18 protein-coding genes are annotated in these 15,405 nt (G+C 69.3%); 6 read left to right on the top strand and 12 right to left on the bottom strand.

Going from position 1 to position 15,405, the window contains the following annotated elements:
* Window positions 1–57 precede the first annotated feature (57 nt).
* The 3 genes from moeZ to VF106_RS13585 form a co-directional block, all read right to left on the bottom strand.
* Window positions 58–1,236, bottom strand: a complete 1,179-nt coding sequence (moeZ, locus tag VF106_RS13595) for an adenylyltransferase/sulfurtransferase MoeZ (protein ID WP_330840021.1) — start codon at window positions 1,234–1,236, stop codon at window positions 58–60.
* A 102-nt stretch (window positions 1,237–1,338) separates the two neighbouring features.
* Entirely contained in the window at window positions 1,339–2,346 is a 1,008-nt protein-coding gene (locus tag VF106_RS13590; protein ID WP_330840020.1) for a DUF3152 domain-containing protein, read from the bottom strand.
* A gap of 39 nt (window positions 2,347–2,385) precedes the next feature.
* The gene (locus VF106_RS13585; RefSeq protein WP_330840019.1) at window positions 2,386–3,369 is read right to left on the bottom strand and encodes an alpha/beta fold hydrolase; all 984 of its coding nucleotides are present in this window, start codon (window positions 3,367–3,369) and stop codon (window positions 2,386–2,388) included.
* Between the two features lie 185 nt (window positions 3,370–3,554).
* On the opposite strand from VF106_RS13585, the gene VF106_RS13580 reads away from it, so the two are divergent.
* Window positions 3,555–4,199, top strand: coding sequence for a TetR/AcrR family transcriptional regulator (locus VF106_RS13580; RefSeq protein WP_330840018.1), 645 nt, complete (start codon window positions 3,555–3,557; stop codon window positions 4,197–4,199).
* A 16-nt stretch (window positions 4,200–4,215) separates the two neighbouring features.
* Window positions 4,216–4,926, top strand: a complete 711-nt coding sequence (locus VF106_RS13575) for a TetR/AcrR family transcriptional regulator (protein WP_330840017.1) — start codon at window positions 4,216–4,218, stop codon at window positions 4,924–4,926.
* Window positions 4,927–4,972: 46 nt separating this feature from the next.
* Here VF106_RS13575 and VF106_RS13570 read toward each other — a convergent pair whose 3' ends face one another.
* Window positions 4,973–5,200: a DUF3107 domain-containing protein gene (locus VF106_RS13570; protein WP_330840016.1), complete on the bottom strand. Its 228-nt coding sequence runs from the start codon at window positions 5,198–5,200 to the stop codon at window positions 4,973–4,975.
* A gap of 36 nt (window positions 5,201–5,236) precedes the next feature.
* Complete coding sequence (locus tag VF106_RS13565) at window positions 5,237–5,908, bottom strand: ferritin-like fold-containing protein (protein ID WP_330840015.1); 672 nt, start codon at window positions 5,906–5,908, stop codon at window positions 5,237–5,239.
* Between the two features lie 273 nt (window positions 5,909–6,181).
* On the opposite strand from VF106_RS13565, the gene VF106_RS13560 reads away from it, so the two are divergent.
* The 3 genes from VF106_RS13560 (at window position 6,182) to VF106_RS13550 (ending at window position 10,131) form a co-directional block, all read left to right on the top strand.
* The gene (locus VF106_RS13560; RefSeq protein WP_330840014.1) at window positions 6,182–7,786 is read left to right on the top strand and encodes a DEAD/DEAH box helicase; all 1,605 of its coding nucleotides are present in this window, start codon (window positions 6,182–6,184) and stop codon (window positions 7,784–7,786) included.
* A gap of 6 nt (window positions 7,787–7,792) precedes the next feature.
* Window positions 7,793–9,169, top strand: a complete 1,377-nt coding sequence (locus VF106_RS13555) for an Rv3212 family protein (protein ID WP_330840013.1) — start codon at window positions 7,793–7,795, stop codon at window positions 9,167–9,169.
* Between the two features lie 77 nt (window positions 9,170–9,246).
* Window positions 9,247–10,131: an alpha/beta fold hydrolase gene (locus tag VF106_RS13550; RefSeq protein ID WP_330840012.1), complete on the top strand. Its 885-nt coding sequence runs from the start codon at window positions 9,247–9,249 to the stop codon at window positions 10,129–10,131.
* A 3-nt stretch (window positions 10,132–10,134) separates the two neighbouring features.
* Here VF106_RS13550 and VF106_RS13545 read toward each other — a convergent pair whose 3' ends face one another.
* Entirely contained in the window at window positions 10,135–10,548 is a 414-nt protein-coding gene (locus tag VF106_RS13545) for an SRPBCC family protein (protein WP_330840011.1), read from the bottom strand.
* A gap of 24 nt (window positions 10,549–10,572) precedes the next feature.
* Between VF106_RS13545 and VF106_RS13540 the strand changes: the two genes are divergently transcribed.
* Complete coding sequence (locus VF106_RS13540; RefSeq protein ID WP_330840010.1) at window positions 10,573–11,103, top strand: TetR family transcriptional regulator; 531 nt, start codon at window positions 10,573–10,575, stop codon at window positions 11,101–11,103.
* On the opposite strand, the gene VF106_RS13535 is transcribed toward VF106_RS13540, so the two are convergent.
* The 6 genes from VF106_RS13535 to VF106_RS13510 form a co-directional block, all read right to left on the bottom strand.
* Window positions 11,080–11,418 carry a hypothetical protein gene (locus tag VF106_RS13535; protein ID WP_330840009.1) on the bottom strand — a complete coding sequence of 113 codons (339 nt, stop codon included), beginning with the start codon at window positions 11,416–11,418 and terminating at the stop codon, window positions 11,080–11,082. The genes VF106_RS13540 and VF106_RS13535 overlap by 24 nt on opposite strands.
* 8 nt (window positions 11,419–11,426) lie before the next feature.
* A complete protein-coding gene (locus tag VF106_RS13530) occupies window positions 11,427–12,233 on the bottom strand; it encodes a RecB family exonuclease (protein WP_330840040.1) in 807 nt (268 codons plus the stop codon).
* Between the two features lie 89 nt (window positions 12,234–12,322).
* On the bottom strand, window positions 12,323–12,934 hold the full coding sequence (locus VF106_RS13525) for a MarC family protein (protein WP_330840008.1): 612 nt from the start codon (window positions 12,932–12,934) through the stop codon (window positions 12,323–12,325).
* 704 nt (window positions 12,935–13,638) lie between these two features.
* Window positions 13,639–14,499: a PHP domain-containing protein gene (locus VF106_RS13520; protein WP_330840007.1), complete on the bottom strand. Its 861-nt coding sequence runs from the start codon at window positions 14,497–14,499 to the stop codon at window positions 13,639–13,641.
* Between the two features lie 25 nt (window positions 14,500–14,524).
* Complete coding sequence (locus tag VF106_RS13515) at window positions 14,525–15,085, bottom strand: PH domain-containing protein (RefSeq protein ID WP_330840006.1); 561 nt, start codon at window positions 15,083–15,085, stop codon at window positions 14,525–14,527.
* Window positions 15,086–15,103: 18 nt separating this feature from the next.
* Window positions 15,104–15,268 carry a hypothetical protein gene (locus tag VF106_RS13510; RefSeq protein WP_330840005.1) on the bottom strand — a complete coding sequence of 55 codons (165 nt, stop codon included), beginning with the start codon at window positions 15,266–15,268 and terminating at the stop codon, window positions 15,104–15,106.
* Window positions 15,269–15,405 lie beyond the last annotated feature (137 nt).

The raw sequence follows: 15,405 nt of genomic DNA, 5'->3' as shown, positions 1-15,405 counted from the left end.
GAGGCAGCCGCACATGAACGCTACTAGTAACTACGAGAACGCTACTAGTAACTACATCTAGTAGGTCGGCAGGCTCGGGTCCACATCGCGGGCCCAGCCGAGAACACCGCCGCCCACGTGGACCGCGTCCTTGAAACCGGCCTTGTGCAGTGCGGCGAGCGCCTCCGCGGAACGGCCGCCGGACTTGCAGTGCAGCACGATCGGCTTGTCCTGCGGCAGCGTCGCGAGCGCGGCACCGGACAGGATCTCGTCCTTCGGGATCAGGATCGAGCCGGGGATCTTCACGATCTCGTACTCGTGCGGCTCGCGGACGTCGATCAGCGCGAAGTCCTCGCCCCGGTCGAACTTCTCCTTGAGCTCACGTGGCGTGATCGTGTTGCCGGCGGCGGCCTGCTGCGCGTCGTCGGACACGATGCCGCAGAAGGCCTCGTAGTCGATGAGGCCCTCGATCGGCTTCGACTCCGGGTCCTTGCGGATCCGGATCGTCCGGTACGACATCTCGAGCGCGTCGTACACCATCAGCCGGCCGAGCAGCGTCTCACCGATGCCGGTGAGCAGCTTGATGGCCTCGGTGACCATGATCGAGCCGATCGACGCGCACAGCACGCCCAGCACGCCACCCTCGGCGCACGACGGCACCATGCCGGGCGGCGGAGGCTCGGGGTAGAGGTCGCGGTAGTTCAGGCCCTGGCCGTTCGGCGCGTCCTCCCAGAACACGCTGACCTGGCCCTCGAACCGGAAGATCGAGCCCCAGACGTACGGCTTGCCCAGCAGCACCGCGGCGTCGTTCACCAGGTAGCGGGTGGCGAAGTTGTCCGTGCCGTCCAGGATCAGGTCATAGCCGCGGAAGATGTCCAGCGCGTTGTCCGAGGTCAACTGCTCCTGGTGGAGGTTGACCGTGACGAACGGGTTGATCTCGGCGACCGACTCCTTGGCCGACACGGCCTTGGGCTTGCCGACATCGGAGACGCCGTGGATGACCTGCCGCTGCAGGTTGGACTCGTCGACCACGTCGAAGTCCACGACGCCCAGCGTGCCGACCCCGGCCGCGGCCAGGTACAGCAGCGCGGGGCTGCCCAGCCCACCGGCGCCGACCACCAGGACCTTCGCGTTCTTCAGGCGCTTCTGGCCGTCGACCCCGACATCCGGGATGATCAGGTGACGGCTGTAGCGGGCGACCTCGTCCTTGGTCAGCTCGGCGGCCGGCTCCACCAGCGGTGGCAAACCGCTTGCCATGGGTTCCTCCTCGACGCGTGACTTCGTAAAACAAGTCTCCACGTCTGCAACGCGAACATCCCACTCGGGCTTCCCCGGCTCCCACATGCCGGGACGCGGGAATCAGGTGGGAGGCTGGGCCTGTGGGTTGGGCCACTGGTTGAAGCGGCACGTCTTGCCGTCCGCCTGCACCGGGTCGCGGTTGCCGGCCTGGCCGTTGAGCAGCGCGACGTAGTCGTTTGCCGTGCCGAACGTCTGCTGCATCATCACCGGCGCCAGCCCGCCCTGCTCGGCACAGCCGACGTGGCCCTGCCCGAACGCGTGGCCGATCTCATGGTTGATGGCGTACTCGCGGTACGAGCCGATGTCGCCGCCGAACGCCAGCGCCCCGCGCACCCAGCGCGCCAGGTTGATCATCACGCGCTTCTCGCCGCGCCGCCAGCACGACGACTCGTACTTGATCGAGAAGCCGCAGTAGTCCGGCCGGTGCACGGTGTCCGGCGTGGCCAGGGTGAACCGGATGTCCGGATCGGCGTTGCCATCCACCCGCTGCACCGAGACCTGGCCGGTGGCGGCCCAGCCACGCGGGTCGGCGAGCGTCGAGTCGACGAGCCGGCCGAACGAGTCGATGCCCCCGTAGGGGGTGAGGTCGATGCCCTCTTCGATCTCGATCGTGTACGTGTACAGCTTCCCGCCGCCGCCGACCCGTGGGGTCGTGCCGGGGACGACGGCGTACTTGCCGTTGCCGCCCTGCAGGTACTCCGGGCCGGGCGGCAGGTCGGCGGTCGGGATGTTCGGGTCGGCCGGTTTCGCCGGCTTCTCGGTGATGGGCGGCTCCGTGGCCACGTCACCGCCTGCCGCGGCGTCGATCGCCGCGCCGCCCTGCTGCTCGGTGGCCGAGGCGCCCGACCCCTTGTCGCCGGCGGTCTGGATCACGACCAGCGCGGTGACCGCGAGCATGATCGGCACGGCGTAGACGCGCCAGCCGTAGGTGGCGAAGAAGCCCTTCTTGTTCTGGCGAACGTGTCTGCCCGTCCCAGGGTTGTCCGTGGGACGCCAGGACGCGGCGAGTGGCTCACCGGACACGCGGCGCTCGCGGGCACGCTGCCGGTCACGGACAGGTCTCGTCACGACAACAAGAGTGCCACAGCGGTTACGAGCCCGCTCCACTCACCAGTTACCAGCGTCGACCTGCTCCCACATCCCCAGCACCGCACGCGCGACCGTACCGGGTCGCTCCATCTGGGCGACATGCCCGGTTTTCGGCAGCACCAGCAGTCGCGCACGCGGGATCAGTTGTGCCGTCCTCGGCGCCTTGCGCACGGTGACCAGCTTGTCCTCGGCGCCCCACACGACGAGCGTTGGCGCCTTGATGCGGGGCGCGAGCGACCACATGGACTTCGACTTCGGCACCAGCCATGTCCGGAACAGGCCGAACGTGCTGCGGGCCAGCGCCGGGTTGGCCCACACGAGCCGCTCCCGGTACGCCAGCTCGGCGGCGGCCTCCTCCTTGCGGGACAGCGGCACCCGGTCGATCTCGGCGAAGCACAGCCGCAGCAGCCGCATGACCCGCACGTCGAGGGGCTCGGACACGATGCGGCGGCGGACCGACGCGCCGATCAGCGGCAGGTAGGCGATGGCAAGGCGGGGATCTGACATGCGGGAGGTGAACGGCCGCAGGTCGGGCACGGCCGGGGACACGAGCGTGAGCGTCCGCACCAGGTCGGGGTGGTCGGCCGCGACGTACATCGAGATCGCGCCACCCATCGAGTTGCCGAACAGGTGGACCGGGCCGACCCCCAGGCCGCGGATGAACCGGGCGACCGCGTCCGCGTGCGCGGGGATGGAGTAGTCGAAGTCACGTGGCGGCTCCGAGCGCCCGAACCCCGGCAGGTCGAGTGCCAGGCCAGGCACGAAGTCGGACAGCTGGTCCGATAGGTCCGTCCAGTTCGTGGCCGACCCGCCGAGCCCGTGCACGTACACGGCGGTCGGGCCGCCCTCAGGACCAGGCGTGACGCGCACGTGCAGCCGGATCCCGCCCGACGTCATCTCCTCGCCGGGCCACGGCGGGATCGTCATGTCGGCGGCCGGGAGCACGGCATCGGACATGGGGACGAACGTGACTGGTTGGCGGGGTTCGGTGCCGGTACTCATCCATCCAGTTTCCATGCTCGACGAGCAGAACGGGACACCGCCGACGTGGCGGTCGCCACGCGACCCCCTCTAGCCGACCCCGGGAGTCCGCACAACCCGCCATGACTCTCCCGGTTTGGCATTACCGACGAGTAAGGTCGGACCACGGGTCGGTGACCCCGATTCGCGAGGGATCTGGAGGGCGTATGTCGGAAACGATTCAGCACGGCATGGCAGGGCAGGCGAACCGGGCGGCGCGGCTACCGCGCACCGCTCGCAGGGCCCAACTGCTCGCCGCCGCCCAGGATGTGTTCGCGGCCAACGGCTACCACGCGGCGGCCATGGACGAGATCGCCGAGCGGGCCGGGGTGTCCAAGCCGGTGCTCTACCAGCACTTCCCCGGGAAGCTCGAGCTGTACCTGGCGCTGCTGGAGATCCACGTCGACGAGCTCATCGCGCGGGTGACCGACGCGATGGAGTCGACCTCCGACAACAAGAAGCGCGTCGCCAACGCGGTCACCGCGTACTTCGAGTTCGTGGACGGCGAGAGCCAGGCCTACCGGCTGGTGTTCGAGTCCGACCTGCGTGGCGAGCCGGTGGTCCAGGCCGCCATCGACCGGGGCACGGACGCGTGTGTGCAGGCCATCACCCGGACCATCACCGCCGACGCGGGCCTCGAGGAGGAGCAGGCCCGACTGCTGGCGGTCGGTCTGGTCGGCATCAGCCAGGTCGCGGCCCGCAGCTGGCTGGCCAACAACAGATCGATGACCAAAGAGGAAGCCGTCGGCCTGATTAGCACGCTGGCCTGGAAAGGCATCGGCGGCGGGTTCCCGCTGCACCAGCACGGCTAGGAGTACCGTCCGCGAAATGCCAGAAGCAACCGGCACTGGGGATGCCAGGCGGGATCGGTGGCGGTCGCACCGGGCGGCCAGGCGGGCCGAGTTCGTGGAAGCCGCCATGCGCGCACTCGCCGAGCACGGTCCGGACGTCGGCATGGACCACATCGCGGCCGAGGCGGGTGTGACCAAGCCGGTCCTGTACCGGCACTTCGCCGACAAGGCGGACCTCTTCGTCGCGCTCGGCCACCGGGGCACGGAGATCCTCTTCGACCGCCTGATCCCGGCGCTGAACAACGAGGAAGCGCCGGTCCCGCGCATCAGGAAGAGCCTCGACGCGTTCTTCACGACCGTCGAGGAGCACCCCCACCTGTACCGGCTGCTACTGCGCAGGAACCTCGCGAACCGCCCGGTCGAGCAGGACATCGTGGCGGAGGACAAGGAGCTCATCGCGCAGGCACTGTCGGCGCTGCTCGGCGACTACCTGCGGGCGATGAGCCTGGACTCTGGCGCCGCTGAGCCGTGGGCGCACGGGATCGTCGGCATGGTCCAGAACGTCAGCGAATGGTGGCTCGACCGAAGAACCATGAGCCGTGAGGCGGTCGTGGAGTACCTGACGCAGATCATCTGGTCGGCCATCGACGGCTTCACCCGCTCCCACGGCATCGCCATCGACGCGAACAAGCCGCTCGAGCTGAACAAGGTCGTCAAGCTCGCGGAGGCCCACCCCACCGCGGGGTGAAAAGACAAAGGGCAGGACCCCTTCAGGTCCTGCCCTTCACCAAATCTCAGGCGGTGGCGAAACCGACCTTGCGCGAGTCGGCCGAGCCGATCTCCACGTACGCCACCCGCGCGGAGGGCACCACGTATTTGCGCCCCTTGTCGTCGACGAGTGACAACATGCCCGAGGAGTTCTTCAACGCGTCGGCCACCAATGCCTCGACCTCTTCCGGAGTCTGCGAGCTGTTGATCAACAGCTCTCGCGCGGTGTCCGCGACTCCGACCTTGACCTCCACGCTGACCTCCAAGCAGTACGAATCGACACGGCAAGGCTAGCCCAGGCCGAGCGCGGTCATCCGCTTGCCATGCTGCTGTTGCAACCGCCGGAACAACGCGGCGATTCCCGCCAGGTCGCCCGTACCGGCCACGATGAGCGCGGCGAGCCCGTCCCGCTCGGCCACCACGTACTGCGCCTGCGTCAACGCCTCGCCCAGTAACCGCCGTCCCCACAGGGTCAACCGGTCCCGCACGGTGCGGTCGGCGTCGATGGCGGCGCGGACGGTCCGCTCGGCGAACGCGGAGTGCCCCGTGTCGGCCAGTACGTCGGTCACCAGCTCGGAGGTCTCCGGGTCGAGCCACGTCGCGATCTCGCGGTACAGGTCGGCGGCCAGCCCGTCGCCCACGTACGCCTTGACCAGCGACTCCAGCCACGAACGGGGTGCGGTCGAGGCGTGGAAGGTGTCGAAGTGCCCGATGAACGGCCGCATGGCCGCCTGCACGTCGATGCCGTGGCCGGCGAGGTAGCGCTCGATCCGCTGGTAGTGCCCCATCTCGGCGGCGGCCATGGTCGACAGGGCGGCCCGCCCGTCCAGCGAGGGTGCCGTGCGCGCGTCCTCGGCGAGCCGGTCGAAGGCCGACAGCTCGCCGTACGCGAGTACGCCGAGCAGGTCGGTCACCCCGGCATCGATGCCGGCCTTTTCGCCATCGTTACCAGACACGCTCACGACCGGTCCTCGCAGGCTCCGAGCGGCCGCTCGCGGTCGCCCTGTGCCGATTTGTTCGCTCCGCAGGCTCCGCTCATGAGCCCAGAGCGTATCGGGCCAATGTCGCAGGTAGACTGGCACCGATGCAGGCTCACACTTGAGCCGCGTCGAGAGGGTGTGCGCGCCTCGCCGGCCCTCCCGCACCTGGGTTAGACGGTGCGGTCGAGCGGCCCGTCCAGGGCGGAGCGCGCTGGACAAGGGAGAGATCACATCACTGAACAGAACACAAATGACATGGACGCGGTCGCGCTGGAGCACAGCGAGGCTGGCGTCCCCGACACCGACACATCGCATCCGCTGAAGGCGGACGCTCCGGTTCGCTCCGACTCCCCCACGTTCGCCGAGTTCGGCGTACAGGCGGAGATCGTCAAGGCCCTCACCGAGGCCGGCATCGAGCGGACCTTCGCGATCCAGGAACTCACACTCCCGCTGGCGCTCGCCGGCGACGACATCATCGGCCAGGCACGGACCGGCACCGGCAAGACGCTGGGCTTCGGTGTGCCGCTGCTGAACAGGCTCACCATCCCGGGTGACGGCACCCCCCAGGTGCTGGTGGTCGTGCCGACCCGTGAGCTGTGCCTGCAGGTCTGCCACGACCTGTCCGACGCGGGCAAGCACCTCGGCGCCCGCGTGGCGTCCGTGTACGGCGGCCGGCCGTACGAGCAGCAGATCGCCGCGCTGCGCAAGGGCGTCGACATCGTCGTCGGCACCCCGGGTCGCCTGCTTGACCTCGCCGAGCAGCGCCACCTGGTGCTGGGCAAGGTCCGCGGACTGGTGCTCGACGAGGCCGACCGCATGCTGGACCTGGGCTTCCTGCCCGACGTCGAGCGGATCCTGACCATGGTGCCGGACGAGCGGCAGACCATGCTGTTCTCGGCCACCATGCCGGGCCCGATCATCACGCTGGCCCGCACGTTCCTGCACCAGCCGACCCACATCCGTGCCGAGGAGAACGACGCGGGCGCCATCCACGAGCGCACCCGCCAGTTCGTCTACCGGGCGCACTCGCTCGACAAGGTCGAGATCGTGGCGCGGGCGCTGCAGGCGTCGGACCGCGGCCTCACGATGATCTTCAGCCGTACCAAGCGGACCGCGCAGAAGACGGCCGACGAACTGGCCGAGCGCGGCTTCGCGGTCGCGGCCGTGCACGGCGACCTGGGTCAGGGCGCGCGTGAGCAGGCGCTGCGGGCGTTCCGGTCCGGCAAGGTCGACGTGCTGATCGCCACGGACGTGGCGGCCCGCGGCATCGACATCGACGACGTGACGCACGTCATCAACTTCCAGTGCCCCGAGGACGAGGGCACCTACGTGCACCGGATCGGCCGCACGGGCCGTGCCGGCCGCGAGGGTGTCGCGGTCACGCTTGTCGACTGGGACGAGGAGGCGCGCTGGAAGATGGTCAGCGACGCCCTCAGCCTGGACATCCCCGAGCCGGTCGAGACGTACTCGACGTCGCCGCACCTGTTCGCCGACCTGGGCATCCCGGAGGACGCGACCGGCCGCCTGCCGCTGTCGAAGCGGACCCGCGCCGGCCTGTCCGCCGAGCCAGAGGAGGACCTGGGCGGCCGCAAGAAGGGCCGCACCAGGAAGCGCGCACGCAGCGGCGGCCCGGCCAAGACGGAAACGGTCCGCAAGACCGACACGGCCGAGTCGACGGGCGAGCCACGTCGTCGTCGCCGTCGCCGCGGTGGCGTCGAAACCGACCAGCCGGCACCGGAGGCCACCACGGCCCCCAGCTCGGAACGCCCGGCCCGCAACCGCGTGCGTCGTCGTAGCCGGGGCGGCACGCCCGTCTCGGAGACGCCGAACACGAGCGAAACAGGCGGTTCGGCAGACTAGCCAACCATGATGGGCGACGAGGACGTGCTTGACGGGACTGAACCCGTCGAGCGCTGGGAGCGGACGAAGTTCCACCGCAAGCGGGACGTCCTCGTCACCGCCCTCATCGCGGTCGCCGTGTTGGTCGGCGGACTGCTGCTATGGCAGTCCAGCGACATCCGCGCGACCAGTTCTCAGACCTACGACGGGCCGGCGACCTCGCCGGCCCGTCCGACCGTGTTCCCGCCCTCGCTGGGCGAGGCGTGGCGGGCGAAGTCACCCGCCACACCGGAACCGGTGGCCGTCGGCCCGGCCGTGGTGACCGGCAACGGCGGCGAGGTCGCCGGCCGGGACCCGCTGACCGGCGAGGTCCGCTGGCGCTACTCCCGCGACCTGCCGCTGTGCACCGTGTCCTCGGCGTGGCAGCTGGCGGTCGCCGTCTACGCGAAGCCCGACAACTTCCTGCCCGACAGCGACCCACGCGCACAGGGCGGCTGCAGCGAGGTGACCGCGCTCTGGCCGGCGACCGGCCAGCGTGGCCGCCCCACCCAGCCGGACGAGCAGCGGGACAAGCCGTTCCAGGGGCAGCGCAACTCGGACGCCGAACTCGGCACACGCCTGCTGTCGGACGGCAGCTACGTCACCACGACCGGCTCGAAACTGCTCACAACGTGGCGCTCCGACCTGGTGATGACCATGGAGTACGGCAAGATCGGGGCCATACAGAACCCCGACAAGCAGCCGCGCACCGGCTGCACCTACGGCACGGTGTCGGTGGTCACCGGCAAGATCGCGGTCATCGAGCGCTGCCCGATCGACGCGAGTGACCGGCTGACCGTCTACAAGGCGACCGGCAACGACGACTCCGAGAAGCCCGTGGTCGTGGCGAGCGTCGTGGTCGGCGATGGCGCCCAGGTCGTGGCCATGAGCGACCAGTGCCGGCTGAACCCGGCGAACCCGGACGAGGTGCAGCAGTGCACCGCGGTCGCCCTGCCCAACCCGAACCGCCTGGTCGTGCTGAACGAGAAGGGCGAGCAGGTCAAGACCTTCGAGCTCTCGATCGGCGCCAACGACCTGCGCGACGAGCCGAAGGACCACACGGTCGCGGTGAACCGGGCGACCGGCGCGGTGTACTGGTTCACCGGCTCGAAGACGATCGCCCTGTCCATGGACGACCTGCGGCCGCTCTGGACCGTGGACGACGCGCTCGGCCCGGGCACGGCGTTCGCCGGCAAGATCCTCGTGCCCGTGACCGGTGGCCTCGCCGTACTGGACCCGGCGACAGGCGAATACGTCGGCAGGATCCCCGTCGACCGAGGTGACTACGAGGGCCTCGTCACGATGTCGAAGATCGGCTCCATCGTGCTCGAGCAACGCGGCGACACACTGGTGGCACTGCACTGACGGGCAGACATAACACGGCACCGTGAGACGCTCAGCACTCGACGCCGTTTCAAGGCTTCGTGAGGCACACTCGATGTGTGAACATTCCGTCGCAGTTGACTCCGCACGGAGCGGACCGGGTTGACCTCCATGGCCGGTACGGTCCGGTCGCCGCGTTACGCAGGCGTGCCGCCAACTCGACGGAGCCGCGGCCGGCAGCCCTGCTGATCCCCGGCTACACCGGCTCCAAGGAGGACTTCGCCCCGCTGATGGACTCGATCGCGGCAGGCGGGTTCGACGCCATCGCGATCGACCTGCCCGGCCAGTACGAGTCCGGTGGACCGGACGACGAGGCCGCGTACGTCCCGTCAGCGCTCGGCAGCGTGGTCGCGGAACTCGTCGGCAAGCTGGCGGCCGAGGGCGGTCCCGTGGTGGTGCTCGGCCACTCGTTCGGCGGCTTGGTCGCGCGGGCCGCCGTGCTGAGTGGTGCCCCGGTGGCCGGTCTGACGCTGATGTGCTCGGGCCCGTCCGAGCTGCCCGACGGTCTACGTCGACAGGCGCTGGACTTCGGCGAGCCGACCATGCGTCAGCACGGCATCGCGGCCGCGCAGAAGCTGCGGGAGCAGTTCGAAGCGCTGAACCCGCCCAGGCCGGGACACACGCCCGCGCTGGCGGCCTTCATGCGTGAGCGGTTCCTGAGGTCCCGGCCGGCCGCGCTGCTTGGCAAGGCACGAGCGTTGCGCAACGAACCGGACCTGGTGAGCTCGCTCGCCCGCGTACTGCACACGTCCGGCATCCCGTGCCTGGTGTGCTGCGGCGAGTTCGACGACGCGTGGCCCGTGTCGACCCAACGTGACATGGCGGACCGCCTCGACGCGGACTTCGCCGTGATCCCGGCGGCCCGGCACTCGCCGAACACGGAGAACCCGGAAGAGCTGCTGTCGACGCTGCTGCCGACGTGGCGCTCGTGGCTCGCCGCGTGAAACCTACGTCTCGCACCGCTTCTTGAGCGACGCCGCCTCGGTGTCGACGGCCCGGCGGATCGCTTTACCGGCAACGAGTTTCGCGAGCGGTTCGAGCGGGCCGGCCATGCTGAACACCAGCGTGACACTCGTACCGTCGCGTTCGGTGACGATGTGTTCGGCGGAGAACCGCAGGCCGAGACCGGTGCTCGTCCACGTGAACGACCTGCCCTCGACGAGTTCTGTGACCGTCCACTCGCGTGCCGGTTGCTGAGGCTGACGAAGGGTGGCGACGCTTCCCTGGGCCAGCTCACCGCCGCCGTGCAGGCGGACCTCGGTGACGGTCGGTGTCCATTCGGACCACTTCTCCACGTCACTGATCGCCTGCCAGACGCGGTCGGCAGGCGCGTCGACCGTGATGGTGACCTCGTGCCTCATGACAGCAACTGTACCATTTGGTACATGTCGAAGGTCACCCTTCTCGACCGCGTGATCTCCTACCTTGCGGAAGCCGGGGTCGGCGATCGCAGCCTGCGTCAGATCGCGGCGGGGGCGGGCACCAGTCACCGCATGCTGATCTACCACTTCGGCTCGCGGGACGCGCTGCTCGTCGAGGTGGTGCGCGCGGTGGAGGAGCGGCAGCGGGTCGCGCTGGCGTCACTGCGGTCCCGCACACCGAGAGAGATGGCGTTGGAGTTTTGGCACCGGCTGGCCGACCCGTCGCTGGCCCCGTACGAGCGGCTGTTCTTCGAGCTGTACGGGGCAGCCTTGGCTGGTCAGGAGTCGGTTGCGCCGGTACTGGACGGCATTGTCACGTCGTGGCTGGCGGACGAGTCGCTGTTCGCGGGTCTGCCGCTGTCGCACGCGAGGATGGCGCTCGCCTTCACGCGTGGCGCGTTGCTGGACCTGCTGGCGACCGGCGACCGGGAAGGCGTCGACGCGGCAGTGCTGGCGTTCGTCGACCTGCTGTTAGGCCCACCAGAAGAGCCATAGCGCGGTGCCGGACACGGCCACCACACCGAGCACGGACGCGGCCGCGGGCCAGCCGGTGAGGCGGTCCGCGAAGCGCTGGACCACGACCGCGAGCGCGGCGGCGGCCACATGTCCGATCACCGTCCACAGGCCAGGCCCCGGCACGTCACGGCCCCAGGCCAGCACCTGGAAGACGATGACGACCACGGCGAGGACGGACATGCCGACCGCCAGCGCACCGGACAGCTCACGCCACGGGCCACCCCGGTGACGCGGCGCCGGCTCAGCGCGTGGCGTCATGGGCAGCTCCACCGTGGTGACGTTCGAGTAGTCCACCAAGCCTCCTACGGGACAAGCATCGCCCAGGGTTCCACTGCCGGGCCGGCCGCCTGGCCGTCCGCGCAGCTGCGCCGGAAGTCACACCAGGAGCACTGGCGACCAACCCGCGCTGGAAAGAGGACGTCTGGGTCGCCACCTGCGTTCAGCGTATCCGTTGCGAGGTGAAATTCCTCCGCGGCCTCCTCGGCCCTCGTCCGGTGCCGGGTGAGCGACTCCTCGGTGTGTTCCCAGGCCGCCACCGTCCCGGACGGCAGGTGGTGCAGCTCGACCCGGGTGCAGGGCCGGCGCAGCGTTCGCCGCGCGGCCAGCACGTACAGGGCCAACGCCTGCGAGGACCGCGCGTCGTCGGTGGTCAGCGCGCTGCGCCCGGTCTTGTAGTCGACGATGACCACCTCGCCGTCCCGCTCGTCGATCCGGTCGACCCGCCCCTCGGCGACGATCGTGCCGACGGGCGCGGACACCCACCGCTCCAGCCCGACAGGCTCCAGCGTGGGGTCGAGCTCGGCCACGTAGTCGGACACCCACCCCTGGGCCCGCGACCGGTACTCGGCCGCCTGTTCGGGCCCGGCGAAACCTTCGTCACTCCACTGCTGCGTCACCAGCGCGGCGGCGGCCTCCGGCGTACGGCGCTGGACCGGGAGCTCGAAGAACGCCCGCAAGGCGTTGTGCACCACCGCGCCGAGCGTGCTGTGCGCCCACGCGCCACCCTTCGGCGGCGTGGGCCGGTCGAGGTAGGTCATGCGAAACCGACGCGGGCAGTCCACCCACGCCGCGACACGGGAGGGAGTGACCTTGATGAGCTTGCGCGGCATGGCGTCGAACCCGAGTTGCACGGGTCCAAGGTAGAGGAGACCACCGACAGTGGTCGTCCGACTCGCCTGTGTCCGCTGGTTCGCTCCGCTCACGTGCCGCTCACGAACCCTTGCACGGAGTCCGCGACCAGCTGGACCGCGATCGCCGCGAGAAGCAGACCGGCGATCTTGGCGAGCAGCGTGATGCCGCTGTCCTTGATGACCCGGATCAGCGCCCCGGAGAACCGCAGACACAACCAGAGCACGAGGTGCACGGCGACGATGGCGAGACCGAGCGCGAGATACTTGCCGCCGCTGTCGGCGTGCCGCACGAACACGATCGTCGCCGCGATCGCACCGGGCCCGGCGAGCAACGGCGTCCCGAGCGGCACGAGCGCGACGTTGACGTCGTCCATCTCCCTGGGCTGCGTGTTGTCCCGCCCGGTCAGCAGATCGAGCGCGATCAGCAACAGGAGCAACCCGCCGGCCCCCTGCACGGCGGGAATCCCGATGCCGAGGTAGTCGAGGATCGCCTCCCCACCGACCGCGAAGAGACTGATCACCCCGAGCGACACCAACACGGCCTGCCGAGCGGCCCGCACCCGCGCCGGCCGCGGCCGCCGCCCCACCAGACTGAGGAACACGGGCACCGTGCCCGGCGGATCCATGATCACGATGAGCGTGATGGTCGCCTCAGCGAAAAGCCGCACGTCAAACAGCACCGCGCCAGCCTGCCACGCAGCCCCGCCACCCGACACACCAACCGTCCCAAGAGGATCGCGACCCCTCGGGGGTGCCCTTCAGGGGATCCGGGAACCGGCCTGGCCGAAGCGGTGCGGTGAAGGGCCTTCCTCACGTCGGGCGTTAGGAAAGACGCCTTCCTCGCACAGCCACCGACCGAACCACCCGCGAAGCAGGCACTTCCCGCCGTCAGCCCGTGAAACCACCACACGGGTTCAACGCCCCGACATCGCCCGAGACCGTTTTCATGATCAACGCCAACACAGATGGTTGCGCAGGCATCCCCCACCCATACCCGGGGGGCCACCCCGAGGCCATCGTACCAACCGACACAGACAAAACCCCAGGTCGCGGGGCCCTGTGGACAACTTTCGGTGGCCAGTCCGAGCGAATGGGACATTCGTGCGTCAGCCCCATGCGTCGTGGCCGTTGGACACGCCTCGGAGGCATTGAGCCGCTGATGATCTCTCGCGGGTCGGTGGGTGCGGGGCCGCAGGGCGCTGCGCGCCCGGCGCCCGCGAAGCGGGCCGACCCCAACTCGCCAAACGCCACCGTTGAACTCACGAGTCTCCGCCGTTGAACTCGCGTGTCCTCAGCGTTGGACACGCGAGTCCCCACCGTCGAACGCGCACTCACGGGGGCTGAAAGCGCGACTCGCGGGGCCGAACGCGCGACTCGCGGACGGTCAGCCTGTTAGTACCGCTACGCCTGTGGCTCGGCGGGACAGTTCGTCCAGCATGGCTGGGGCCGTGGTTTCCTGGCCGAGGCTGATGACCTTGTTCGTGCCGTGGTAGTCGCTCGAGCCGGTGACGATCAGGTCGAGGTCGTCGGCCAGGGTGCGCAAGCGTTTGCGGGCATCCGGGTCGTGGTCGGGGTGGTCGACTTCCACGCCGCCCAGGCCGAGGCTGGCCAGTTCCTTGATCACGTCGGCGGTGACCGTCGGGCCGCGGTGGGTCGCGAAGGCGTGCGCGAGGACCGTGACGCCGCCCGCCTCGTCGATCATCTCGATCGAGGCCTCGATCGGGGTGCGGGAACTGGGCAGGTAGTACCGGCCCCGGTCGTTGAGGAACCTGGCGAACGCCTCGTCCACCGAGGACACCACGCCGGCCCGCATGAGCGCCATCGCCAGGTGGGGGCGGCCCGCGGTCGCCTCCTCGGGCACCGACGCCAGGAGGGTCTCGCTGTTGATCGGGAAGCCGTCCGCAGCCATGCGGTCGGCGATCTTCGCGAGGCGGCCGCGGCGTTCGGCTCGGGCACGGGCGTACTCACGCACCACGGCCTCGGCGTCCGGGTCGAACAGGTACGCCAGCAGGTGCACCGTGCAGTGGCCGCCCCGGCCGTCCGGGCTCACACACGACAGTTCGGCGCCCCTGACGAGCCGCAGGCCCGCCGGCAGCGCGGCCTGCGCCTCGGCCCAGCCGGCCGTGGTGTCGTGATCGGTGATGGCCAGCGCGTCCAGCCCCGCGGCGGCCGCGGCGGCGACCAGTTCGGCCGGGGTGTCGGTGCCGTCCGAGGCCGTCGAATGGGTGTGCAGATCGATCCTCACGGTCCTATTGAACGCGAGACGCCAATCAACCCACCATCGGCTTGCGTCGGGCCAGGCGTTGCGCCTTGATCATCGAGAAGCGTTTGGCCTGCGCGTCCTTGTCACCGAACACCAGTTCGGAGATCGCGTCGTACACCTGCTCGGCCTTGGGCAGGTACTCGATGCGGTTCAGCGCCTGGATCTGACCTGCCGACTCGACGATCATCGTGCCGTAGCCGAAGATCCGGCCGATGAACGGACGCTCGTAGGTGAGGTCGGTCACCTTGCCGATCGGCATCATCAGCACCTTGGTGGTGATGATGCCGGTCGTCATCATCATGCGCTTGTCGGTGACCACGATCCGCTCCACCCACCACGACATGACCTCGTAGCTGAAGCGGAGCAGCACGAACAGCGCCGCGTACCAGAGCACGTTCTGCAGGAGCCACATCGACGGCGGCAGCAGGTAGGACACCATCACGGCGACCGCGAGCAGCGCGATCGTCTCGAAGATGTCCCACGCGAGATACGCCCAGTGCCTGCGCACCCGGATGACACGGCGTTCGGTGTCCAGCAGGTACTCGTCTGAATCGCGTGGCGCGAACATGTGGTGACGGTACCGGGCTTAGCCGTTGAACACCGAGCGTACGAACGTGATCAACGCTTCCGCGGCGTCCTGCAACGTGTCGAGGATGCTGTTGACGATCGACGCTGCGCCTTCGGGCTGGGTGACCAGGAAGAACACCAACAACGCCGCGCCAGACAGAATCAAAACCTTCTTGACTTTCACCGGGTTCCACTCCGTGTCCGTGGGTTGCTGAACTTGTTCTTGAAAATGGTTGTACCGCACGCTGCGGCCGAACGGGAGGCCAGTACTGCTCTTGGGGCAAAGGTCGGGTATCTACCGGCGATCCGGCTACGCTTCGT

The organism is Actinophytocola sp., from assembly GCF_036378875.1.
Classification (GTDB): domain Bacteria; phylum Actinomycetota; class Actinomycetes; order Mycobacteriales; family Pseudonocardiaceae; genus Actinophytocola.
This window is presented reverse-complemented; position numbering and strand designations above follow the sequence as displayed.